Origin of the sequence: Salinispora sp. H7-4 (genome assembly GCF_013416675.1) — a bacterium.
GTDB classification, from domain to species: domain Bacteria; phylum Actinomycetota; class Actinomycetes; order Mycobacteriales; family Micromonosporaceae; genus Micromonospora; species Micromonospora vitiensis.
Genome location: NZ_JABZED010000054.1, coordinates 56,090 through 79,516, shown reverse-complemented (window position 1 = coordinate 79,516; position 23,427 = coordinate 56,090). Strand labels below are relative to the sequence as shown.

16 protein-coding genes are annotated in these 23,427 nt (G+C 72.4%); all 16 read right to left on the bottom strand.

Going from position 1 to position 23,427, the window contains the following annotated elements:
- Positions 1 to 5,217, bottom strand: a 5,217-nt coding sequence (locus tag H0524_RS21245; RefSeq protein ID WP_180200222.1) for a non-ribosomal peptide synthetase, incomplete at its 3' end; no start/stop codon positions are given.
- A complete protein-coding gene (locus H0524_RS21240; protein ID WP_180200221.1) occupies positions 5,214 to 10,274 on the bottom strand; it encodes a non-ribosomal peptide synthetase in 5,061 nt (1,686 codons plus the stop codon). The genes H0524_RS21240 and H0524_RS21245, both read right to left, overlap by 4 nt.
- Positions 10,275 to 10,307: 33 nt before the next feature.
- Positions 10,308 to 10,508: an MbtH family NRPS accessory protein gene (locus H0524_RS21235; protein WP_180200220.1), complete on the bottom strand. Its 201-nt coding sequence runs from the start codon at positions 10,506 to 10,508 to the stop codon at positions 10,308 to 10,310.
- 39 nt (positions 10,509 to 10,547) lie between these two features.
- Complete coding sequence (sbnB, locus tag H0524_RS21230) at positions 10,548 to 11,543, bottom strand: 2,3-diaminopropionate biosynthesis protein SbnB (protein WP_180200219.1); 996 nt, start codon at positions 11,541 to 11,543, stop codon at positions 10,548 to 10,550.
- 80 nt (positions 11,544 to 11,623) lie between these two features.
- A complete protein-coding gene (locus H0524_RS21225) occupies positions 11,624 to 12,943 on the bottom strand; it encodes a condensation domain-containing protein (RefSeq protein WP_180200218.1) in 1,320 nt (439 codons plus the stop codon).
- A 12-nt stretch (positions 12,944 to 12,955) separates the two neighbouring features.
- The gene (gene sbnA / locus H0524_RS21220; protein ID WP_309225188.1) at positions 12,956 to 13,915 is read right to left on the bottom strand and encodes a 2,3-diaminopropionate biosynthesis protein SbnA; all 960 of its coding nucleotides are present in this window, start codon (positions 13,913 to 13,915) and stop codon (positions 12,956 to 12,958) included.
- Positions 13,916 to 13,974: 59 nt separating this feature from the next.
- Positions 13,975 to 14,250 (bottom strand): acyl carrier protein, encoded by a 276-nt coding sequence (locus H0524_RS21215; RefSeq protein ID WP_180200216.1) that lies wholly within the window; start codon positions 14,248 to 14,250, stop codon positions 13,975 to 13,977.
- Positions 14,251 to 14,253: 3 nt separating this feature from the next.
- Positions 14,254 to 16,041, bottom strand: coding sequence for an acyl-CoA dehydrogenase family protein (locus tag H0524_RS25300; RefSeq protein WP_180200215.1), 1,788 nt, complete (start codon positions 16,039 to 16,041; stop codon positions 14,254 to 14,256).
- Positions 16,038 to 17,804 carry an acyl-CoA dehydrogenase family protein gene (locus H0524_RS21205; RefSeq protein WP_180200214.1) on the bottom strand — a complete coding sequence of 589 codons (1,767 nt, stop codon included), beginning with the start codon at positions 17,802 to 17,804 and terminating at the stop codon, positions 16,038 to 16,040. The genes H0524_RS25300 and H0524_RS21205 overlap by 4 nt, the downstream gene beginning before the upstream one ends.
- Complete coding sequence (locus H0524_RS21200) at positions 17,801 to 19,552, bottom strand: fatty acyl-AMP ligase (protein WP_180200213.1); 1,752 nt, start codon at positions 19,550 to 19,552, stop codon at positions 17,801 to 17,803. The genes H0524_RS21205 and H0524_RS21200 overlap by 4 nt, the downstream gene beginning before the upstream one ends.
- Before the next feature lie 70 nt (positions 19,553 to 19,622).
- The gene (locus H0524_RS21195; protein ID WP_180200212.1) at positions 19,623 to 20,351 is read right to left on the bottom strand and encodes a 2-hydroxychromene-2-carboxylate isomerase; all 729 of its coding nucleotides are present in this window, start codon (positions 20,349 to 20,351) and stop codon (positions 19,623 to 19,625) included.
- Entirely contained in the window at positions 20,348 to 21,097 is a 750-nt protein-coding gene (fabG, locus tag H0524_RS21190; RefSeq protein ID WP_180200211.1) for a 3-oxoacyl-ACP reductase FabG, read from the bottom strand. Before fabG ends, H0524_RS21195 begins: the two co-directional genes overlap by 4 nt.
- 12 nt (positions 21,098 to 21,109) lie before the next feature.
- Complete coding sequence (locus tag H0524_RS21185; protein WP_180200210.1) at positions 21,110 to 21,625, bottom strand: 3-hydroxyacyl-ACP dehydratase FabZ family protein; 516 nt, start codon at positions 21,623 to 21,625, stop codon at positions 21,110 to 21,112.
- Positions 21,622 to 22,002, bottom strand: a complete 381-nt coding sequence (locus H0524_RS21180; RefSeq protein WP_180200209.1) for a 3-hydroxyacyl-ACP dehydratase FabZ family protein — start codon at positions 22,000 to 22,002, stop codon at positions 21,622 to 21,624. Before H0524_RS21180 ends, H0524_RS21185 begins: the two co-directional genes overlap by 4 nt.
- Positions 21,999 to 22,274, bottom strand: coding sequence for an acyl carrier protein (locus H0524_RS21175; RefSeq protein ID WP_180200208.1), 276 nt, complete (start codon positions 22,272 to 22,274; stop codon positions 21,999 to 22,001). The genes H0524_RS21180 and H0524_RS21175 overlap by 4 nt, the downstream gene beginning before the upstream one ends.
- A 45-nt stretch (positions 22,275 to 22,319) precedes the next feature.
- Positions 22,320 to 23,426: a beta-ketoacyl synthase N-terminal-like domain-containing protein gene (locus H0524_RS21170; RefSeq protein ID WP_218942376.1), complete on the bottom strand. Its 1,107-nt coding sequence runs from the start codon at positions 23,424 to 23,426 to the stop codon at positions 22,320 to 22,322.
- Between the last annotated feature and the right edge of the window lies 1 nt (position 23,427).

Below are 23,427 nucleotides of genomic sequence, written 5' to 3'. Positions count from 1 at the left end.
CCACACCACATGATTCACCAAACCGGCATGCGAAACCTCCACACCCTTAGGCCGCCCCGTCGACCCAGACGTGAAAATCACATACGCCAAACTACTCACCACATCCACCCGCGACACCGGCGAAACGGGCCGGGCGTCGATGACCGCCTGGTCGTCCGGGTCGTCCACGACCACGGTCCGCACGTCGAACCGGTCCGCGTAGGCGCTCTGGGTCACCGCCACGCGTACGCCGGCAATGCCCACCATCGCGGCGATGCGCTCGGCCGGGTAGGACGGGTCGACCGGAACGTAAGCGGCTCCGGCCTTCCACACTGCCAGCAGCGCGGTCATCAGCTCGGGCCCGCGGTCCAGCAGCACGGCCACACGCGACTCGGCCCGTACCCCGCAGCCACGCAGGGCGTGAGCCAGTTGCGTGGCCCGGGCGTCGAGCTCGGCGTAGGACATGATGCCGCTGTCGAAGCGCAGCGCGATCGCGTCCGGCCTCCCGGCGACCTGGGCCTCGAATAGCTGCAGCACCGTCAGCGGCTCCACCTCCACCGCCGACTCGTTCCACCACTCCAAAACCTGCTCGCGCTCTTCCACCGACAGGTACGACGCCAACGCATCACCACCAGCACCCGCTGCCATCGACTCGAGCACCCGCCGGTACAGGCCCACCAGAGACTCCGCCCACTCGCGCGACAGGGCGTGGGTGTCGGTGGTCAGGGTAATGTGCCCAACCCGAGCCGAGACGGCGAACGGGAACTCCGTGGGGCTGTCGTCGATACTTGCCAGGTAGTCGACCAGCTCCCGGTCGACCTGGTGAAAGTCGTGGTAGCTGAACCGGACAGTGAGCAGCCGCTCGACGTCGGCCGCGCGCTGGATCTCCGACATCGGGAAGCGCCGGTGCGGCCACAGCTCCACCTCGCGGGCGAAGACCCGGCGCACGAGTTCCTCCCACGTACGCGCGCCGCGGTCGAAGGCGAACGGGACGGTGTTGAGGTACATGCCGTACACCTGGTCGGCTCCCGAGGCCTCCGGCCGGCCGTTGCACACCAGGCCGGTGACGAAGGACTCCTCCTCGGTGAGCATGCTCATCACCTTGAGGTGGGCGGAGAGCAGCACGCTCTTGAGCGAGGCGCGGGCGGTGACGGCCAGCTTGCGTAGGCTGTCCTCCAGGTCGTGCCACGGTACGGCGACGCGGTACTTCTCCCGCGGCTGCGACGCATCCCCCGCCCACGCCGCTGGCAGGGTGAACCGGGCATACCCGTCCACGATCGACTGCCAATAGCCGCACTCTTCCTCGGACGCGATCGATCGTCTTTCCGCTGCGATGAAGTCCGCGTACCGGACGGCGGGCACCGGCGGCTGCGAGAGCTCCGAGCCGGTCCGCAGCCCGCGGTAGACCTGGATGATCTCCATGATCAGCGAGTGGCAGCTCCAGCCCTCCAGGATCGGGTGGCACTCAGTCGCGGTCAGCCACCACGCGCCGTCGTACTTGTGGGCGCAGATCCGGAACAGCGGGGGCACCGCGAGGTCGAAGAGCTTGCCCCGCTCCTCGGCGGTGAACTCCCGCAGCGAACGGTCGAGCTCTTCGGCGTCGAGGCCGCGCAGGTCACGGACGGCGACCGGCATCTCCGCGCTCGCGTGGACGACCTGCATGGGCACCGAGTAGCCGGTAAGGTCCAGCGAGGTCCGCAGGATCTCGTGTCGCTGCACGATCAGATGCGCCGCGCGCCGCAGGGCGTCCACGTCGAACGGCTCGTCGTCGCGGACCCGGAATGACGTCACGTTGTGGTAGACGTGCAGCGCCGTGTCGTTGAGCATTTCGACGACCATGCCGACCTGCGTCTGGGCCATCGGGTAGGCGTCCACCGCATCCGCCGGCAGCTTGGTCCGGTCCGCCTCCCCGATCAGCTCGAATGGGGCCACGACGGGGTCGAGCTGGTCCAGCGCGGGCCGGCCGGTGAGCAGCTCCGCGAGGTCCTCGATCGTGCGGTACTCGAACACGTCGCGGACGGCGATGTCGAAGCCGGCCGCGCGCAGCTCGCCGACCAGCGCCACCGCCCGGATCGAGTCGCCCCCCAGCTCGAAGAAGGGCTCGGTGACGCCGACTTGGTCGAGACCGAGCACGAGGGTCCAGACCTGGGCCAGCCGCTCCTCGGTGACCGTACGCGGGCTGACCTGCTCACGGCCGCCGAGCACGGTGTCCGCGTCCGGCTCGGGCAGCGCGTCCTTGTCGAGCTTGCCGTTGCCGGTAAGGGGGATCGTGGCGACCGGCACGAACGCCGCCGGGACCATGTACTCCGACAAGGTCCGGGACAGCGCGGCCCGCAGCGCAGCGCGGTCCAGTTCGTCGTCGGTGGCGGGCACAACGTACGCGACCAGCCGCTGATCGGTGCCCGTACCGAGGACCACCACGACCGCGTCGTGCACCTCGGGCAGCGCCATCAGCGCGGCGGCGATCTCCCCCAGTTCGATGCGGAAGCCGCGGATCTTCACCTGGTCGTCCCCGCGCCCCAGGAACTCCAGGCTGTCGTCGGCACGGCGGCGCGCAAGGTCGCCGCTGCGGTACAGCCGGGAGCCGGCCGGGCCGTAGGGGTCGGGCACGAACCGCTCGGCGGTCAGCGCCGGGCGGCCCAGGTACCCACGCGCCACGCCGAGGCCGCCGACGCAGATCTCGCCCGCGACGCCGGTGGGGACGAGGTTGCTGGCCTCGTCGCGCAGGTGCACCCGCAGGTCACCCAGCGGGGACCCGACCGGGCTGCCGGCGTGCGGGTCGAGGTCGGCCGCGGTGAGCCGGTGGTACGTGACATGCACCGTGGTCTCGGTGATGCCGTACATGTTGATGAGCTGCGGCGCGTCGAGCCCCAGCCGTTCCGTCCAGGGCCGCAGCTCGGCCGGTTCGAGGCGCTCCCCGCCGAAGACGACCGCGCGCAGGCTCAGCGCATCCAGCCGCGGGTCGGCGGCGAGCGCCACTAGTGAGCGGAACGACGACGGCGTCTGGTTGAGGATCGTGACGCGCTCGGCGACCAGCAGGTCGAGGAAGTCCTCCGGTGAGCGGGTGACGTCCTGCTGCACGACGACGAGGCGGCCGCCGTGCAGCAGGGCGCCCCACAGCTCCCACACCGAGAAGTCGAAGGCGTACGAGTGAAAGAGCGTCCAGACGTCACCGGCGGAGAAGTGGAACTGTTCGGCGGTGACGGTGAACAGGCGCAGCGCGTTGGCGTGGGTGACGCCCACGCCCTTGGGCCTGCCGGTCGAGCCGGAGGTATAGATGACGTACGCGAGGTCATCCGGCGCGGCTGGCGGCACCGGGTCGCCGCACGGCCGGTCCAGCCAGGAGGCGGTGTCCGCGTCCAGGACGAGGGTCTCGCCGTCATGCACCCCGCCGAGCTTGCCCGCGTGCCGTTGCTCGGTGACGACCATGGAGACGTCGGCGTCGGCGAGGATGAAGGACAACCGGTCGGCGGGCTGGGCGGGGTCGAGCGGCAGATAACCGGCGCCGGCCTTGAGCACCCCGAGCAGCGCGGCCACGAGGTCGGCACCGCGCTCGAGGCTCACCGCGACCAGTGCGCCGGGACGGGCACCAGCGGCGACCAGGTGGTGGGCGATGCGGTTGGCGCGCTCGTTCAGCTCACGGTAGGTAAGCGACTGACCGGCGTACGTGACGGCCGGCGCGTTCGGGGCGGTGCGGGCCTGCCACTGGAAAATCTCGACCGCGGTGGTAGTCACCGGGGTGGTCTCCGCTACGGAGGGCGCCGCGGCGAGCACGGCCAGTTCCTGTGGCGCCGCCAGGTCTAGATCGGACAGATGGGTGTCCGGATTGGCGACCGCTGCACCGAGCAGCCGGATCACGTGATCGGCGAGGCGCTCCGCCGTGGTCTCGTCGAAGAGGGCCGTCGCATATTCCAGGCGGCCGCTCAGCGAGCCGTCGGCCGCCTCGCGGAGCTGCAGGTCGAGGTCGAACTTCGCGCCGCCGCCGGTGCCCTCGTACGGCGCCGTCTTGACGCCGGGCAGCTCGAACGCAGTGGCGCGGTCGCCGTGCATGGTGAAGGCCACCTGGAACAGCGGGGTCCGCGACAGGTCCCGCTCGGGCTGCAGCTCGTCGACCAGACGGGCGAACGGCATGCCCTGGTGGTCGAACGCCTCCAGCACGGTGTCGCGCACGCTGCCGAGCAGCGTGGCGAACGACGGGTCGCCGTCCCAGCGGCCGCGCAGCACAAGGCTGTTGATGCCGTACCCGATGAGGTCCTGGACCTCAGGGCGCACCCGCCCGGACACGACGGTGCCGACGGGGACGTCCGCGCGGCCGCTCCACCGGGCAAGCACCGCCTGGTACGCGGCCAGCAGCACCATGAACGGCGTCGCGTCGTGGCGCGCGGCGAGGTCGCGCACACCCGTCATCAGCTCGGCGGGCAGCGCCAGCGCCACCACGGCACCGGCGCCGTCGCGGCGGGCCGGGCGGGGACGGTCGGTGGGCAGGTCGAGGTGGGGCAGGCCGGCGAGCTGCCCGCGCCAGTACGCGAGGTGCCGATCGAGCGCCCCGGCCGAGAGCTGCTCGCGCTGCCAGGCCGCGAAGTCGGCGTACTGCACGTCGAGCGGCGGGCGCGGGGACCCGGCCCCGGCGAGCGCGGCGGCGTAGTCCTCGCTCAGCTCGCGTCCGACGATCCCGATCGACCACGCGTCGAAGGCGATGTGGTGGAAGACGATGGCGAGCAGGTGCTCGTCGTCGGCGAGCCGGATGAGGCGGGCACGCACCGGCTGGTCCTCGGCGAGGTCGAACGGTCGGCGCAGATCCTCCTCGACGAACGCGAGCGCGGCGGCCTCCCGCTCCGCCGGGCTGCCCGACCCGGAGGGCACGCTGAGCCGCAGCTCCGCAGTACCGGTGCCGTCGACGACCTGGGTGACCTCGCCGCCGTCCATCCGGTACCGGGTGCGCAGGATCTCGTGCCGGCCCAGCAGCCGGTGCCACGCCTCGCCCAGGGCGGCGGTGTCCAGCTGACCCCGCAGGCGCACGACCAGCGGGACCAGGTACTCCGAGCTGTCGGGCTCGAGCCTGTTGAGGAACCACATCTGCTGCTGCCCGTACGACAGCGGCAGCGGCCCGGAACGGTCGGCGCGCTCGATGGCCGGGCGCCGGCGCGTGGTGGACTCGCCGGCGAGCCGCCGGCGCAGCAACTCCTCCCGCGCCTCGGAGGTTCCGGCTGCGGTGGGGTGGTCAGAACCGGTGCTCATTTGTCGCGCTCCTTAGCCGTCAGTTCCTCGCTCGCGATCTCGCTGTCGGAAAGCGCGGCGATCTCCGCCCGGATGCGCTCCTCGACGACGGCCGCCAGCTGGGCGACCGTCGGGCCCTCGAACACCGTGCGGACGGCGAACCCGATCTCGAACTCCTCCTGGATCCGGGAGATCAGCCGGATCGCGAGGATCGAGTTGCCGCCGATGTGGAAGAAGTTGTCCTGCGCGCCGATCCGCTCGAGGCCCAGCAACTCGGCGCACGCGGCACCGATGCGCTGCTGCACCGGGCCGGACAGCGGCACGACGTACCCGCCGTCACGGTCGCTGCCGTCCGGCCCGGGCAGGGCGCGACGGTCGACCTTGCCGTTGGCGGTCAGCGGGATGGCGTCCAGGGCGGTGAACGTGACCGGCACCAGATAGTCGGGCAGCGTCCGGGCGCAGTGCCCGGCCATCCCGGTGACCGGTCCACGGCCGGGCTCGGGCACGTAGTACGCGGCCAACTCGGTCTCGCCCGCCTCGGAGGTCACGGCCAGCACCACGGCCTCGCGCACGTCGGGGTGCGTCAGCAGCACGGCCTGGGCCTCGCGGGGCTCGACGCGGTAGCCGCGGATCTTCACCTGGTCGTCGGCGCGGCCAAGGATGACGACCTCGCCGTCCGGGTCGCGGCGCACCAGGTCGCCCGTCCGGTACAGCCGGGAGCCGGGCGGGCCGAACGGGTCCGGGACGAAGCGTTCGGCGGTGAGGTCGGGGCGGTCCGCGTAGCCGCGCGCCACACCGGTGCCACCGGCGTACAGCTCCCCGACGACGCCGGGCGGGACCAGCCGGCCCTCCGCGTCCAGCACGTGCATGAGCATGTTGGGCAGCGGGTGGCCGATCGGCAGCACCTCGACGCCGTTGGTGGCCAGTACGGGGTGAATGCAGGTGCCGACGGTCGCTTCGGTGGGACCGTACTCGTTGATGAGCAGCACGTCGGGCGCCAGGCGCCGCCATCTTAGCAGCGTCGCCCGGGTGAAGGCCTCCCCGGCCACGACCAGCACCGGCGCGAGCTCACGCGCCTGCGCCGGGGTGAGTTGCAGCGCGAGTACGTCCAGGTGTCCCGGCGTGAGCTTCACGAAGCTGAACGCGCCCGCGGTGACCAGCGTGCGGCCCAGGTCGGCCAGGTCGACATCCTGCGCTACCAGGAAGACCCGCTGACCGCAGATCAGCGGGGCCCACAGGTTGGGCACCACGAGGTCGAAGGCGACCGAGGAGAACAGCGGCGCGCCGCCGGCGCCGCGCGACGCCAGCTCCCGCGCCGCCCAGGCGACGTGGTTGACCAGGCCGCGGTGGGTCACCTCGACGCCCTTCGGGCGCCCGGTGGAACCCGAGGTGAAGATGACGTAGGCGAGATCGTCGAGGGCCGTGTCGCGCGCCGGGGCGGGTTCCGGGTACGTTTCCGCGTGGTCGAGCAGCACCAGATGCGGCACCGAGAACAGGCCCGCGTGGCTCGCCTGCGTCACCACTGTGCGGGCGCCCGCACTGTCCAGCATGGACGCGATGCGCTCCGCCGGGTACGACGGATCGAGCGGGACATACGCCGCCCCGGCCTTCCACACCGCGAGCAGGCTGGCCACCAGGCCTGCGCCGCGGTCGACGAGGACACCCACCCGGGCCTGGTCCGCGCCTGCGGACCGTAGGCCGGCGCCCTGCTCGCGCACCCGGTGCGCGAGTCGGTTGGCCCACCCGTCGAGCTCCGCGTAGGTCAGCCGGACATCGCCCTCGACCGCGACGGCGCCGGGGGTCCGAGCGGCCTGCGCCTCGAACTCGGCCAGCACGGACCGATCCTGGGCGGGGTGGTACGAGGCGTTCCAGGTGTTGAGCAGCAGCGTGCGCTCCTGCTCGGAGAGCAGCTCGACGGCACCGAGGGCAACCGTGGGCGCCCCGGCGACCTCGCGCAGCAGGGTCACGAAGTGCTCCGCCATGCGGACCACCGTGGGACGATCGAAGAGAGCCGTCGCGTACTCCAGCACCCCGTCCAGGGCACCGTTGGCGGTGCGGCGCATGAACAGCGAGAGGTCGGTTTTGGCGACCTGCCACGCGGAGACGAACGAGGCCATGTCGTCGTCGTTCGTGGCGACGCTGGTGACTCCCTCGCTGTGCAGGTCGAAGGCGACCTGGTAGAGCGGCGTACGGGACAGGTCGCGCTCGGGCTGCAGGTGGTCGACCAGCACCTCGAAGGGGATCTCCTGGTGCAGCATCGCCTCGCGGACGACGTCGCGGACCCGGTCGAGCGCGGCGGTGAACGGCAGGTCGCCGTCCAGGCCGCAGCGCACGACGAGGGAGTTCAGGAAGAACCCGACCGTCGAGTCGACCTCCTCGCGGGGGCGGCCGGCGACCGGCGTGCCCACCGCCACGTCCCACTGCCCGCTAAACCCGGCCACCATCGCGGCGTACGCCGTGAGCAGCGTCATGAACAGCGTGGCGTCGTGCGAGCGGCCCAGCGCGGCAAGGCGCTCGGCCAGCTCCGCGTCGATGTGCAGCGGGACGACGGCCCCGCGCGGGTCGCGCTCCGCGGGGCGCGGATGGTCCGCCGGCAGCTCCACCGTGGGCAGGCCGTCCAGGGCGGTACGCCAGTACGCCAGCTCCTGCTCGACGTACGCGGGGGTGAGACGTGCGGCCTGCCAGGCGCCGTAGTCCGCGTACTGCACCGGGAGCGGGGCCAGCACCGGCTCCCGGCCCTCCTGGACAGCGGCGACCAGCTCGTGGATCTCACGTTCGAGCACCACCGTCGACCAGCCGTCGGAGGCGATATGGTGCATGGTCAGCAGCAGGACCTCACCCTCGGCGCCGAGCCGGGCGAGCAGGGCTCGCCACAGCACGCCCTCGGCGAGGTCGAAGCCGAGCTGGAACTGCGCGGCGAAGTGGTCGCCGAGCAGCTCCGGGACCGTGTCGACGACGCGCAGCTCCACCGGTGCCTCGCCGGGCACCATGATGATCTGGCGCGGCTCGCCGCCGTCGTCGGTGTAGCGGGTGCGCAGCGCCTCGTGCCGCGCCGCGACCGTCTGCAGCGCGCCGCGCACCACCTCGTCGGGCACTCCGGCGGGAAGCCGCAGGAAGAGCGGGGCCACCCATTCGGGGCTGCCGGGGTGCATCCGGTCGAGGAACCACAGCCGCCGTTGCCCCGAGGATAGTGGCAGCGGGCCGCTGCGCGGGATCGGCACGATGGGTGCGCCGCCGTCACGGAAGGCCGCCTCGATCGCCTTCTCCGGCGTGGCGGCGGACTCCGTGCTGCCGGCGATGAGGCGGGCCTGGGCCTCGACCGTGGTCGCGGCGAACAGGCCGCGCAGCGCAATCTGCTCCCCCGTCGTGTTGCGCAGGCGTACGGCGAGCCGGGTCAGCTGCAGCGACGTGCCGCCGAGGGAGAAGAAGTCGTCGTGGACGCCCACCTTCTCGACCCCGAGCAGCTCCGCCCAAACGTCGGCGACCAGCTGCTCGGTCTCGGTGCACGGGGCGATGAAGCCCGGCTGCGAGACGGCGAGTTCGTCGAGGGCAGGCAGCGCGGTACGATCGATCTTGCCGCTGGTGGTCAGCGGGAACTCGGCCCCGACCCGGAACGACGAGGGGATGTGGCTCCCGGGCAGCCGGTCGTGCAGATACGCCCGCAACTCGTCGGAGGTGACCGGCCCACGGGTGGTCAGGTACGCGGCGAGCCGCTTGCCTCCGTCGGGCGCCTCGGCGGCCAGTACGGCCACGTCCCGCACGTGCGGATGGGCGGCGAGCACGGCCTCGACCTCGCCGGGCTCGATCCGTACCCCGTTGACCTTGATCTGCTGGTCCAGCCGGCCCAGGTACTCCAGCGTGTGGTCGCTGCGCCAGCGCACGGCGTCGCCGGTGCGGTAGAGCCGGGTTCCAGGCGCTCCCCACGGATCGGGCACGAACCACTCCGCCGTCAGCGCGGGACGCCCGAGGTAGCCGCGGGCGACGCCGGCGCCGCCCGCGTACAGCTCGCCGGGCACGCCGACGGGCACCGGGTCGCCAGCCGGGTCGAGCACCATCACGCGCAGGCCCGGCAGCGGCCGGCCGATGGGCACCGGTCCGGTGGTCAGCGCGGGGTCGGCGAGCTGGGCGGTCACGTCGATGGCGCACTCGGTCGGGCCGTACGTGTTCCACACTGTCAGGTCGTGGTTGAGGCGTTCCCGGACCCGGGACACCAGTTCGGCGTGCAGCGGTTCGCCCGCGGAGAACAGCAGGCGCAGCGCGCCGCACCGGCTCCACGGCTCAGCGGGCTCCTCCGCGAGCAGCCGTAACACCGAGGGGACGACCTGGAGGACGGTCACGTCGTGGCGCGCGACGGCCGCCAGCATCGCGGCTGGGTCCCGCTCCGCACCGACGGGCGCGGCGACGACGGTGGCTCCGGCGACGAGCGGCGCGGCGATCTCCCAGACCGCCGCGTCGAACCCGATGGAGGTCTTGTGCAGCACGCGGTCCCCCGGTCCGAGGCCGTGAGCGGACACGGCCCAGTCGACCCGGTTGGCGATGCCCCCGTGGGTCACCGCCACCGCCTTCGGGCGCCCGGTCGAGCCCGAGGTGAAGATCGCGTACGCGAGGTCGCCGGCCGCGGGCACCGCCGTGAACTCCGGCTCGTCGCCGTCGCCGGGCGCACCGGGCTGCAGGACCTCGGCGCCGGCGGAGCGCGCCGCGGACTCCAGCTCCGAGGTCACGAAGGCCAGCTCGGCGCCCACCTCGGTGAGCAGGCCGGTGAGCCGGGCCGGCGGGTTGCCGGGGTCCAGCGGGACGAAGGTCGCCCCGGCTCGCCAGGTTGCGAGTAGCGCCACGACGAGGCCGGCGCCCCGTTCGAGGCACACGCCGACCAGCGACCCGGGACCGGCCCCCCGCTCGCGCAGCAGCCGCGCGGTCCGCCCGGCCGCGGCGTGCAGCTCCCGGTAGGTGACGGAGCGTTCCGCGTCCACGACGGCGATCGCGTCCGGTGTGCGACGAGCCTGCTCAGCGAGGCGCCCGACGAGCAGGGCTGCGGCGCCGCTGTCGCCGGCAGCGACCGGCGGAAGTTCGGTGGTCACGGGCACTCCTGTCCAGGTGGTGGGCGATCGGGATTACGCGATGCTGTCCAGGCGCTGACGCAGGCTCAGCGGGCGCATGTCGGTCCACACCTCGGCGATGTGCTCCAGGCACTTCTCCTTCGGGCCCTCGAAGCCCTCGGCGCGCCACCCGGCCGGCACCTCGCGGTCGCTGCGCCAGATGGAGTACTGCTCCTCGTGGTTGAGCACGACAAGGTAGGTGCGGTCGTCGGTCATGGTTCGCTCCTTGTGCGGCTGGGGATGACGCATCGGTGGTCAGGGCAGGAAGTCGTCGACGCGGACGCCGAGCGAGGCGGCCGCGGCCGTGCAGCGCACGAACTCGGCCAGCGCGATGTCGAGCACGCCGAGGCCGAAGGGCGAGAAGACGACGGGGCGGTACGGGTCGCGGGTCACCGTGGCGGTGCCGCGCAACAGCGCGCCCAGCGACGCGGTCACGAAGTCACGGCCGCCGGTGCTCTGCTCGGCCAGGTGCAGCGACGTGCGTTCGCGGCAGACGTGGTCGGCGTCGTCGACGACGTTGGTCGCCGCGAGGATCGTCGGAACGGTGAGGTCGCGCAGCGACACGTGCAGCACGGTGGTGTCCGGCGGCGAGGCCGCCAGGTCCATGTGCGGCTCGGCGGCGGTGGTGGCCAGCGACACGAGCCGGTGCCGGCCGACGAGCTCGAACGCGGTCGCGGCGGTGGTCACCCGCAGCGCGGGGAACTCCGCGGCGCATCGGTCGGCGAAGGCGGCGGCCCGCTGCGGGTTAGCGTCGAAGCAGACCGCCTCGGTCAGCCCGGGCAGGGTGACGGTGAGGAAGCGCAGGATCTCGTGGTTGATGACGCCGCAGCCGATCAGGCCCACGGCGGACGGCGGTGCCTCGGTGGTGAGCTCCCGCGCGGCCAGGGCCGCGCTCGCGGCGGTGCGCCACGCCGAGACGAGCGCGCCCTCGACCAGTGCCGCCGGGCGCCCGTCCTCGAGGGAGTTGAGCACGATGGAGGCGCTCGCCCGCTCCCGTCCCCGGGCGACGTTGCCGGGGAACGAGGCGATCCACTTCATGCCGGCCGCGGGCGTCGGGCCTCCGGCGTACGCGGGAAGGCCGATGATCCGGTCCCGGCTGTGCGCCTCCTCGGGAAAGCGCAGGAAGATGGAGTGCGGTACGGCGGACTGCCCGGAGTCGTGCAGCCGGTAGGTGTCGGCGACGAGGTCGACGATTTCCTTCTCCCGGCCGGCTAGCACCGCCTCCACGTCCGCGCGCCGAAGGATCAGCATGGGGCTCCTCTGTCGAAGACCATCTCGATGAGCCCATCCTGTGGGGGGCGGCTATACTGGCCCTATACGAAGCAGATGCCCTACGGGGCACCGGATCCGAGGCTCAACAGGAACGCCAGATCGTTCTCGGCGACGACCGCGGGGCGGGTCACCGGCTGATCCGGGTCCTCGACCGACGCCTCGACCATCAGCCGGTAGATCCCAGCCAGCCGCTCGACCGTCTCCGCCAGGAAGAGGTCGCGGTTGTACCGCAGTAGGGCGGTGAACCGGGAGCCGCTCTGCAGCACCTCCACCGTGAGGTCGAGCTGGCCCTCCTGCTGCGGAACGTCGACCAGCTCGAGGTCGAGCCCGGCGTGCCGGACCGGCCCGTCGAACAGCCCCGGCACGGGCAGCCGGTCCGCCGCCACTAACGTGAAGGTCACCGGCAGCGGCGGCAGGGCGTCGCACAGCTCGGTCGGCAGCCCGTTGTGGGTCATGCCGGCCAGCATCTGGCGCGCGGCCGCGGAGATGACGTCACCGAACGTCGGCGACGCCTCGAAGCGGGCGGCGATCGGCAGGATGTTGACGTAGTACCCGACCGCCTCCCGACTTCCGGGCACCGACCGGGTGGTGGCCGGGCAGCCGACGAGGAAGTCGGTCCCGCACCCGAAGCGGTGCAGCGCCGCCTGGAACGTGCCGAGCAGCCACGCGAACGGGGTGACACCGTGCGCGGCCGCGGACGACTGGACGCGGGCACCCAGCGTGGCCGGCAGCTCGAGGGTGTGGGTGGCGCCGTTGAGGGTGCGCTGCGCCGGACGGGGGTAGTCGCTCAGCAGTTCGGCTCCGGCGAGGGAGGCGCAGACCGCACGCCAGTGTTCCCGGGCGCGCTCGCCCCGGGCGGAGGCGGTGAGTTGCTGCTCGGCCCGAACCCGGTCGTCCCAGGGCAGGACTGCGGGCAGGGACACACCGGGGTCCTCGTACAGGCGCAGCAGGTCGCGCATGAGCAGCCACTGCGACGTCGCGTCGGTGACGAGGTGGTGGGCGGCGGTGACGAGCACCGCGTCGCCGGGCGCCTGGGTCAGCAGGACCACCCGGAAGGCGCCGGAGGTCTCCAGCGCGAACGGCTCCTCACCGGCACGCCGAGCCAGGTCGAAGAGCTCGGCGTCGCTCGCGCCGGGCACGGGCCGCACGTCGAGCCGGACACTGTCCGCCGGGAGCAGCGCGCGCACCTGCCGGCCGGCCGCGGTCATAGTGAAGGTGGAGCGCAACAACTCGTGCCGCTCGGCCAGCGCGGTCAGGGCCCATTCCAGGCGCGCCCGGGCGAGCGGCGAGCGCACCCGTACGGCTAGCACCACGTTGAAGGCGGAGCTGCGCGGATTGAGCTGGTGGGCGAGCCACAGCGCCTCCTGTCCGGCGCTCATCAGCATCGGATCTCAGCCCTTCCAGAGGTGGGCGATCTCCCCGAAGTTCTCGTGCACCCAGGAGTCGGAGTAGATCGTGTCGAGGTAGCGGTCGCCGCCGTCCGGGAAGATCAGCACGCAGTTGGCGCCGGCGGGGACGCGGTCGGCGTACTTGAACAGGGCGGCCACCGTGGCGCCCGAGGAACCGCCGACGAGCACGGCCTCCCGGTCGATGAGCTGCCGGCAGGCGACCACGCAGTCGAGGTCGGACACGTGGATGACCTCGCCGGCCGCGGACGAGTCCAGCAGAGGCGGCACCACCGAGGCGCCGTGGCCCGGGATCAGCCGCCGCGTCGACTCCAGGCCGAAGATGGCGCTGCCCAGCGCGTCCACCGCGATCACGTGGGTGTTCAGACCCTCGCGGCGGATGTGGTCGGCGCAGCCCCGCAGGGTGCCGAACGTGCTGACCGAGGCGAACAGGTAGTCGACCCGCCCGTCCAGCGCCTCGGTGATCTCGCTCATGGTGGTTTCGTGGGCCCGCGGGTTGAGCGGGTTCGCGTACTGGTTGGGCCAGAAGGCGTCGGGTATCTCCTCGACCAGTTCCCGTGCCCGGCGCAGCCGCACGGGCAGGTACTCGCCGGTGAGCTCGTCGCGTTCGGTGACGACCTCCACCTCCGCGCCGAACGCGTGCAGGATGGCCAGGTTGACCCCGGTGGTCTTGCCGTCCACCACGCAGATGAAGCGCAGGCCGAGGTTCCGGCAGATCTGGGCCAGCCCGACGGCCAGGTTGCCGGAGCTTGACTCGACCACGACGGAGCGGCCCGGGACCACCCGGCCGTCGCGCAGCGCGTCGTTGAGCATGCTCAGCGCGCTGCGATCCTTGATGCTCCCGCCAGGATTGAATCGCTCCACCTTGGCGAAGACGTTGAAGGCGGCACCCGGCACCAGGCTGCTGAGCTCCACGAGGGGAGTCCTGCCGATGGTCGCCAGAATGCCTTTGTAGGGTTTGTCTCGCACGGCTGTCCTTCCCCTGGAGGCGAGTGCCGGTCGCGTCAGCAGTCGCCCGCGACGAGGCCGGTCAGGTGGGCGGTCATGGCATTCACCGTCGGGTGGTCCCACGCCATCGTGGCCTCGACCACGATGCCGAAGCGGTCTTCGACGTCGCCGCAAAGGGTGAGCGCGTAGACCGAGTCCAGCCCAAGGTCGACCAGCGGCGCACTGACGTCGATCTCAGCGACCGGCCGTTCGAGGTAGAACGCCACGCGTTCCACCAGCCACGCCCGGACCGTCCCGGCCGTCTCCGTCGTGATGTGCGAGGTCTCTGTCATCGGTCAGCTCCATGGGCGTCGGGCGGTTCCAGAGGCCAGGTGCCCCTGGAACAGGTCGAAAGTGCGGGCGGCCTCGTGGCGGGCCGTCAAGTCAGCGAAGAGCCGGTCCTCGATCTCCGGCGGCAGCGGGCCGGGCCGCAGCCCCAGCCGGGCGGCGAGCCGGTGCAGCGCGGCGCCGGCCCAGACCGGGTCGGCGGGCGCCGTGCCGGCGCCGCTGGAGTACGCGTGCCACCAGGCGCCGACGACGGCCGCGGCGGCGAGCACGTGGGCGTAGCGGTCGGCGAGGGTGAAGGCCCGCGGCCCGGCCAGCACCGTACGGTCGCGGGGCGCCAGCGCGAGCACCCGGTCGGCCAGCCCGCGCAACTCCGTCACGAACAGCCCGGTGAGCTCGGCGAGCAGGCCCAGCGCGGGTTCGCGGCCGACGCGTCCGGTCAGGACGGGGTACAACCGGACAAGGTCGCCGGCGAGACTGTCCGCGCCCCGGGCGTTTACCTCCAGGGCGTCCAGGCACAGCGGCGGCAGCGGCCCGTCAAGGTCGTACAGAGACCCTGCGTCGTCGTGTTCCGGGCTCTGCCCGGCGAGCGCGGAGCGCCACCCACGTTCGGCGAGCCGGGGCAGCTGCGTCACCAAGCTGGCCTGGCAGACGGCGCTGCCGGCGTGGGCCAGGGCGACGACAGGCAGGTCCCGCGCGGCTTTCTGAAACATGGCGTACGGACCGGTCCGCAGGTAGCTGCGCGCGCCCATCTGGACCGAGAGCCGGTACGACGACTCCTGAAGCAGTTTGGGGACCAGGTACTTGACCGCGGCGGCGCTGACACTGGTCTCGCCGGGCCGCAGGTGTAGCGAACGACCGACGACGGAGGCGAAGGCGTCGCAGACGAGCAGGTCGGCGAAGCACCCGGCGAGCGTGGTGCGCGCCGACGGCAGGTCCGCGAGGCTCCGGCCGTAGAGCCGGCGGTCGCGGGCGAAACCTAGGACGGTCCGCAGCTGGGTGTCGCCGACGCCGACCACCATGGACGGCAGCACGGCTCGGGTCACCTGAAAGACGCGCAGGACGGTCTCCATCGCGCCGCCCTCGGCACCCAGCAGGGCGTCCGGCGGAGCGACCCACTCGTCGATCTCGATGCCGCTGAGCAGGCAGCCGCGTACGCCGGAGACCGGATACCGCTTGTCGCGCCGTACCCGGCCCGCGGGCAGCGCCGTGAGGTCCACCAACAAGTGCGAGTGTCCCCGACTGCCCGGCCCCTCGGCCGTACGGGCGAAGAACACGGCCAGCTCGGCCCGCGAGATGTTGTTCACGAGTTGCTTGCCACCGTTGAGTACGAACCCGCCGGGGCCGGGCGCGGCGGTGAACTCGGTCCGCGAGAAGTCGCTGCCGTGCGCCAGCTCGGTGTACGCCGCGACGACCCGCCCGCCGGCGAGCAAGGTGCGCGCCACCCGGGCCTGCTGTTCCGGCGTGCCGTCGGCCCAGATCGGGAGCCCGGCGATGAAGCTCGTGACGCCGTACCCGATGCCGAGCGCGCAGTCACGCCGGAACACCGTACGCATCAGCTGCCCCAACCGGTCGGCGCGTTCGAACCGCCCGCCCAGGTGCGCCGGCACGAACTCGGCGTTCAGCCCGAAGTCACGCAGCGCGCGTTCGCCGTCGGCGAGCAGCACACCCCGCTCGTCGGCCGCGAGCACGGCCCGGTGCCCGAGCGGGTTCGCCGGGTCGTCGCCGGGGCCGAGCACGTCCTCCAGGTGAGCGGCCCGGGTGCGGTAGCCCTGTTCCGGGCCGATGTCGACGGTCACGGCTCCTCCATCGCCAGCTCGCAGGGGAACAGAGAGAACAGCCGCCCGCCGTCGTGCTGGGCACGGAGGGCCGGCAGCAGCGCGTCGACGGCCGGGCCGTCCTCGTCGTCGAGGTCCGGCTCGCCTGTCAGCCGGCGCAGCAGCCGGGCGAGTACGGCATCCAGCCACACGCCCCTCTGCCACAGCGGATCGGCCGACCGGGCCTCGACGCCGGCCAGGAACAGGTGCGTGCTCGCCGCGGCGGCGTACAGGACCGCGTAGCGACGGGCCAGCACGAACGTCTCCTCGGTGACGCCGCGGGGCGAAGGCCGGACGGTGGAGAGCTCCGCGTGCACGCTTTCCGCCACGTCGCGCAGACGGGCGCAGCGGTCGGCGAGGGCGTCCGGGATGTCGTCGCGGGTGGCGAGCGCTTGGATGCCGGCCACGGCGGCGGGCAGGCTCTGCACCACGCTGCTGCCGGAACGTGAGTAGAGCGCGAGCCGCTGCGGCTGCAACGGTGTGGGCGGCCCGTCGAAGGTCACCGCCGCCGCGAGGCCAGGCTCGTCGACGTGCCCGGCGTGGTAGCCGCGTACCAGGGCCGGGAACTGGTTGATAAGCAGGTTGAGGTTGACCGCGGTGCTGCCGTCGAAGATGCCCACGATGCGGTGGTCGCGGTCGAGCTTCTGGAACGCCCCCTCCTCGTGGTCGGCGACCAGCATCGCGCGGGCACCGAGGACGCCGCGCAGGCCGTCGATGACTCCGTCGCCGAGGCTCGGCACGAGGTACTTGACCACCGCCGAGGCGACGCTCTGCTCCGACGGGAGGGCATGGATGCTCCGGACGCCGACGAGGCTGACCGCCTCCATTGCCAACATGTCCACGTAAGACTCAGTGAGCGTGCGCGCGGCCTGGGGCAGCTCGGCCAACGGCCGGCCGTACAGTCGGTGGGCGCCGGCGAACCGCATCGCCAGGCGCAGCGCGTGGTCTGTCATGCCCAGCGACATGGCCGAGCAGAGCGTACGGGTGATCTGGAAGCCCTTGAGGATCGTCTCCAGGCCCTCGCCCTCGGCCCCGATCAACGCGTCCGCGGCGACCCGGGCGCCCGTGAAGGCGATGCCGCTGATGTCGGCCCCGCGAATCCCGTGCGTGGGCACCGCCGGCAATACCCGCCAGCTCCCCGGGGTCAGCGCCGCCTTGTCTACCAGCAGGAGGCTGAAACCGCGAGCGCCGCCAGCGGGGTTCGTGCGGGCCAGCACACAGACCATGCCGGCCCGGGTGGCATTGTTGATGAGCCACTTCTCGCCGTCGAGATGCCAGCCGCCCGAGGCGAGAGGTGTGGCGCTCAGGTCACCGGCGAGCAGGTCGCTGCCGTGCTCGTGCTCGGTGAGAGCCAGCGAGACGACCTCGCCGGCGCTCACCCGGGCGGCGAGCGCGGCGGCCTGCTGGTCCGATCCGGCAACCCACACCGACACCGCGCCGAGGTACGTCTTCACGTGCGCCAGCGCGACGGTAAAGTCACGACGGCTGAGCACGCGGATGAGTTGGGCCAGGTCCTCGCTGTCGCGCAGCGCGCCACCATGGGTTTCCGGCACGAACCACCGCGGCAGGCCCAGCGCGTCCAGGTCGCGGCAGATGTCGGCCGGGAACCTCTCGTCACGGTCCAGCGCGGCGCTCTGCTGCGGGGTGAAGGTTCGCGCCGCGCCACCGAGCACCTTCTCCAGCTCGGCCGACAGAGCGTGCGGCGTCCACCGCCCGGTAAGGGCGTCCAGCGACGCGCGGCTCACGAGCGGGCCCCGCCCGTCGCCGCCGGTGTCCGCAACGGACGAGCGGAGCCGACGTGCAGCGTCGGGTCCAGCTCCTCGTGCCACGCCTCCAGCTCGCCGCGCAGGAACAGGTCGCGCATCAGGTTGCGCTGGATTTTCCCGCTCGTCGTGCGGCGGGTGCGCCCCACCCGCAGCAGCACGAGCCCGGCGACCGTGACGCCGAGGCGCCGGGCCAGTGCGGTGCGGGCGCGCCGGGCCAGAGCTTGCAGATCCTCCGCCGGCACGCCGCGACCACGAACCTCCTGCGTCACCACGATTTCCTCGTCGGTGCGCCCGGGCGGACGGACCGCGAACACAGTGGCGGGAAGGCCGTCGAACGCGGGATCCAGCGCCTGCGCCTCCCGCTCGAGGTCGTGCGGGTACAGGTTCCGGCCGTGCATGATGATGATCTCCTTAAGCCGGCCGGTGATGACCAGCTTGCCGTCGTGGAACGCGCCGAGGTCACCAGTACGCAGGAAGCCGCCGTCGCCGCCCGCTGTCGTCCCGCCAAACGTCTGCGCGGTCTCCTCCGGCCGCCGCCAGTAGCCCTGGGCGACGCTCTGGCCGCGGATCCACACCTCCCCCACGACGCCCGGCGCGGTCTCGGTGAGGCGTACCGGGTCGACGATGCGCACGTCCAGGCCGCGGACGACGCCGCTGGCGGCCACCTCGACGGTGTTCGTGCCCGCCTCGGCGAGCCGGCCCTGTTCGAGTGCCGCCGGGTCCACCCGGAACACGGCGGGCTCCTCGTGCACCGGCGTACCCGAGACGTAGAGAGTGGCCTCCGCCAGCCCGTAGCCGGGCAGCAGCGCCGAGGGCTTGAGGCCCGCGGAACGGAACCGCTCGGCGAACCTGGCGAGCGTACGCGCGTCCACTGGCTCGGCGCCGTTGCAGGCGTAGCGCCACCGCGACAGGTCCAGGCCGGCGATCTGCTCGTCACCGAGCCGGGCACACAGCTCGTAGGCGAAGTTCGGCGCGCACGAGATCTCCGCGCCGCAGCGGTCGATCAGGCGCAGCCAGGACACCGGCCGCTTGAGGACGTCGGTGGCCGGCATCAGCACCGCTGTCCCGCCGAGGTACAGCGGCGCGAGCATCATCGCGATCAGGCCCATGTCGTGGTACGCCGGCAGCCAGCTGCACCACGTCATCCCGCCGTGCCACCCGTGGCTGTCCCGCATCAGGGCGAGGTTGTGGGCCAGGGCCCCGTGGTGCACCATCACGCCTTTGGGCTCACTGGTCGACCCCGAGGTGTACTGCAGGAACGCGAGCTGCTGCCGCTCTGGCAACGGCGGTGTCCAGGCGGCCGGGTCGGCCCGCAACGCCTCCTGCACGCTGAGGACCGTCGAGGCGCCGAACCCGTCGCCGGACAGCACCTCGGCCATGTCGGTCAGGAGTAGCTCCGCGCCGGTGTCGCGGGCGATGCCGGCGGTGCGCTGCGTCTGCGGGGCGTGGCTGCCCGGCGGCGGGACGGGAACAGGTACGCGGCCCGCGTACAGGCAGCCGAGGAAGCCCTTGAGGAACGCCGTGCCCGGCGCGCAGGAGAGCAGGACCCGGTCCGCCGGGGCGGTACGGGTCCGTACCGCGGCGGCCACCGCGCGGGCGGCAAGATCGAGCTTGGCGTAGGTCAGCCGCTCGTCGCCGCCCCCGGCGCAGAACCGGACCGCGACGTGACCGGGTCTCTCGGCCACCCGTCGGCGCAGCGCGCCGGTAAAGCTGTCGAACTCGGACACCGTCCCCCCGTTCCGTCGATCTGCCACAGCTTTGCCGCTGGCGCTATAACGCCCCTATACGGCCGTTGCCCTAGCCGCACCCACCGGCGTGACCGTCGTCGACGCCGGGCGGCGCGGGCACCGTCACCAGCCGGCCCGCGTCCACGGGCGGCTCGGTGCGGACCGGGTCGGCCCCGAGCGCCTCCAGGAAGGCGGGCAGTCGGTCGACGCCCCAGAACTTCTGTCGCCGGTGCACGAAGAACGGCACGCCGAAGACGCCGTCGCGGTCGACGGCGAGCAGCGCCTGCACCCCCTCGACGCGCAGCACCGCATCCTCGGCCGCACCGGCCAGCTCGTCACCGTCGAGTCCGAGCACCGTCGCCATCTCCGCGACGACCTTCCGGTCGCAGATGTCGCGGCCCTGCTCCCAGCGCGTACGCGCAGCCTGGGCGATAAACGCGGGGCCGAGCCCGTGCCGCCGGGCGGCAAGGTACGCCAGGTGCGGCACCTCCCACACCGGGTCACGGTCGACCGGCCAGGTCAGGCTCAGCCCGCGCGCGGTTGCGAGCCGCCGTGCGTCCTGCAGGATGTAGTGGTGCTTCTGCCGGGACATCGGCGTGTACGGGAAGCTGCCGCCCGCCTCGGCCAGCATCGCCAGGCTCCGCTGGTCGGGCTCGAAGAACGGCACCCACTCCAGCCGCGCGGCGACCTGCGGGTGGTGCGTGAGCAGGTCCCGGTACGCGAGGTACGAGTACGGGCTGCGCAGCGAGAAGTAGAAGCGCGGCGGTCGTTGGGAACGCCGCGCCGGTCCTGCGCTCACAGCGCGATGCCGCCGTCGATCTGGAACACCTGACCGGTGACGTAGGAGGACTTCCCCGAGATAAGGTACGAGACGAGCGGCGCGACCTCCTCCGGCTTGCCGAAGCGCCGCAGCGGGATGCGGCCGAGCATCGCCTTCGCCGCCTTTTCCGACATCGCACCGGTCATGTCGGTTTCGATGAACCCCGGCGCAACCGCGTTGGCGCGCAGCCCGTACGGGCCGACCTCCTTGGCCAGCGCCTGGGTGAACCCGATGATCCCGGCCTTGGAGGCCGAATAGTTCGTCTGCCCTGCGTTGCCGGCGACCCCGGCAACGGAGGAAATCGTGACGACCGCCCCGGTACCGCGTTTGATCATCGGGTAGATGGCTGGCCGGCAGACGTTATACGTCCCGTCGAGATTGGTGCGCATAACCGCGTCCCAGTCCGCACCGTCCATCATCACGAGCGGGTGGTCACGGGTCACGCCCGCCGACGTGACGATGCCGGTGACCGGGCCCAGGTCGCGCTCCACGGACTCGGCGAACTCGGCGCTCTCCGCGCGGTCCCCGACGTCCACCTTGCGGGCCAGCACCCGCCGGCCCAGCCCCACCAGGGCCCTTTCCACCTCGTCGGCCGCCGCCACGTCGGACCGATAGCAGAACGCGATGTCGTACCCGTCGCGGGCGAGTTGCATCACGACCGCGCGGCCGATCCCCCGGGAGCCGCCGGTCACGATGACGACGCCGGCCTTCTGCTGCTGACTCATGCCGCTGCTTCCTCAGGCGAGCGCACCGGCGTGCGCCGGTGCGGGAATGGACAGGGTTGGTGTCGGCAGCTCGCTGACGTCGCGCAGGGCGACCACGAAGGAGCCCACCCGCAGCAGCGGCGCGCCCTCCACTCGGGCTTCCCCGGCAAGGATCGCGGTGCCGCCGATGGATTTCACGAGCTGCACGTGGTGCTCGATCACTTGCCCCGGGAACACCTGTCCCTCGACGGCGATCTCCTTGATGGAGCCGGCGAGCTCGACCTTGCCGGCCAGCACGTCCGGGTTCGGGCACTCCCAGACCGCGAGCAGCACCGCGGACTGCGCCCACGACTCGACCACCAGCGGGATCGGGTACGCGTAATCCGCGGCCTCGCCAGCGAGGCCCGCGTACACCGGCTCGTTGGCGGAGACGGCCTTGCGGGTCGTCATGCGCTCGCCGACGACGACCTCGGTGACCCGGTCGACGAGCAGGATCGGCGTGCGGTGCGGGATCGTCCGGCTGATGCGCTCCAGGCCGTACGTGCTCATCGGGTCTCCCTCGCATAGCGCAGGCGGACGTCGGCCACCTTGCCGCGGCCGGTGCGCACCTGGGCCTGACAGACCAGCTCGTCGCCGTCCGCACCGGTGACCGTCACCTCGGTGACCACCCGGTCGCTGGGGTAGACGGGATGCAGGAACTGGCACCGGGTCACCGTGGTCAGCCGCACGGCCGGGCCGCCTTCGCTCCAGTGCTTGACGGTCCGGTCCGCCGCCTCGATGAGGTAGACGCCCGGCAGCACCGGGAAGCCGGGATAATGCCCGAGGAGCACGGAGTCGGCCGGATCGACCGTGAAGGCTGCCACGGCACCGTCGGCGTCGCGTCGCAGCGGCTCCAGCGCCGTGCCGAGCGGGCTCGCAGTGCTCACCCCTGCTCCCGCAGCTTGCGGTTCAGCAGGGCGTAGGTGGCCTGGAGGGAGGTGACGGCGGGCAGCTCCTTCTCGTCGAGCTTCACGCCGTACTCACGCTCCAGCCGGACGGTGATCTCCAGCGCGAGCAGCGAGTCGACCTCGAGGTCGTCGGCGAAGTGGGCGTCGTCGGTGACCTCGGCAGGGTCGATATCCAGGACGGTGGCGATCCGGCCCCGCAGCTCCTCCTTGTCAATCGTCAGGAGGCTCGCCGGGCGGGTTGTGTCGGTCATGGTCTTCTCCGTTCTCTGTGGCGGATGGGGTGGATCAGCAGGCATTCAGGCGCCCGCGCGCAGTACGACGCATCCCGCCTGTCCGTCGGGGTCGACGGACGTGACGAGCACGGTGTCGCCGGGAGCGGCCAGGGCCAGCGCGGCTGCCACCTGGAACGCCGAGGAGGCTGCCGAAGCGTCGCCGAGCAGCGACCGCAGCCGCTGCCGGCGGGGCGTGTGGCCGGCCAGCACCTCGTCGAGGGCGGCGTCCTCGCGGGCGCCGAGCGCACCCCCGAGGTCGGAGGGGACGACCAGGCGGACATCGCCCGCCGGCACGTCGGCCTCTTTGAGGGCTTCGGTGACCGCCCGCGCGACCGCGTGCTGGGCGCCCTCGGGACGGCTGAACGCGAGGAAGCGGGCGGCGGCGATCGTGGCGAGAGGCGTACGGCCGTGGGCGAGCGCCCGTCCCGGGGGCTCCAGCAGGAAGAGCGCGCAGCCCTCGCCCAGCGGGCCGGCGGGCTGACCGGGCGCGGACCCGGCGAACCAGCCCCGGTATTCCAGCCAGGCCCGGTCGACCGAGAACTCCTCGACCGCCCCGCACAGCACCGCCGCGCAGTGGCCCTGGCGCAGCAGCCGCAAGGCGTAGCGCAGCCCGAGCAAGCCGCTGAGCCGGCCACCGGCGACCGTGGTGTTGGGGCCCTTGATCGAGTGCCAGATCGCGCTCTGCCCCGCCGCCCGGTTCATCACCGTATTGGGGAAACGCGCCGGGTCGACGTGGAACGGCTTGTCCCCGGCGAGCGCGTCGCGGGTGAAATCCATGATGCTCTGCACGCTGCCATGCCCGGTGCCCAGCACCATCCCGATCTCCTCGGGGTGGTCCGCGGTCAGCCCGGGCCCGGCCGACTCCAGCAGCGCCGCCGTGGTGGCCACGGCGATCGCGGTGGCCCGGTCCATCGACCGGGTGCCCTTGCGGCCCAGCACAGTGCGGGCGTCGAAGTCCGGGATCCGCCCGGCGCGGTCGAACGGCTCGGCAGTACCCGGTTCGGCGGCGGTGACGGCAGAGCGCTGCTCCCGGACGCCGTCGGTGAACGGCTGCGCGCCGAGACCGTACGGGGACGTGGCCGACCAGCCGGACACGACCAGCGGGTCCGCAGGCAGGAACGTGGTCATCATG

Excerpts from the sequence above, each read along its gene's own strand:
- H0524_RS21235 (WP_180200220.1), bottom strand. The coding sequence starts at position 10,508 with ATGACCGACGACCGCACCTACCTTGTCGTGCTCAACCACGAGGAGCAG.
- sbnB (WP_180200219.1), bottom strand. The coding sequence starts at position 11,543 with ATGCTGATCCTTCGGCGCGCGGACGTGGAGGCGGTGCTAGCCGGCCGG.
- H0524_RS21225 (WP_180200218.1), bottom strand. The coding sequence starts at position 12,943 with ATGAGCGCCGGACAGGAGGCGCTGTGGCTCGCCCACCAGCTCAATCCG.
- H0524_RS21215 (WP_180200216.1), bottom strand. The coding sequence starts at position 14,250 with ATGACAGAGACCTCGCACATCACGACGGAGACGGCCGGGACGGTCCGG.
- fabG (WP_180200211.1), bottom strand. The coding sequence starts at position 21,097 with ATGAGTCAGCAGCAGAAGGCCGGCGTCGTCATCGTGACCGGCGGCTCC.
- H0524_RS21185 (WP_180200210.1), bottom strand. The coding sequence starts at position 21,625 with ATGAGCACGTACGGCCTGGAGCGCATCAGCCGGACGATCCCGCACCGC.
- H0524_RS21175 (WP_180200208.1), bottom strand. The coding sequence starts at position 22,274 with ATGACCGACACAACCCGCCCGGCGAGCCTCCTGACGATTGACAAGGAG.
- H0524_RS21170 (WP_218942376.1), bottom strand. The coding sequence starts at position 23,426 with ATGATGACCACGTTCCTGCCTGCGGACCCGCTGGTCGTGTCCGGCTGG.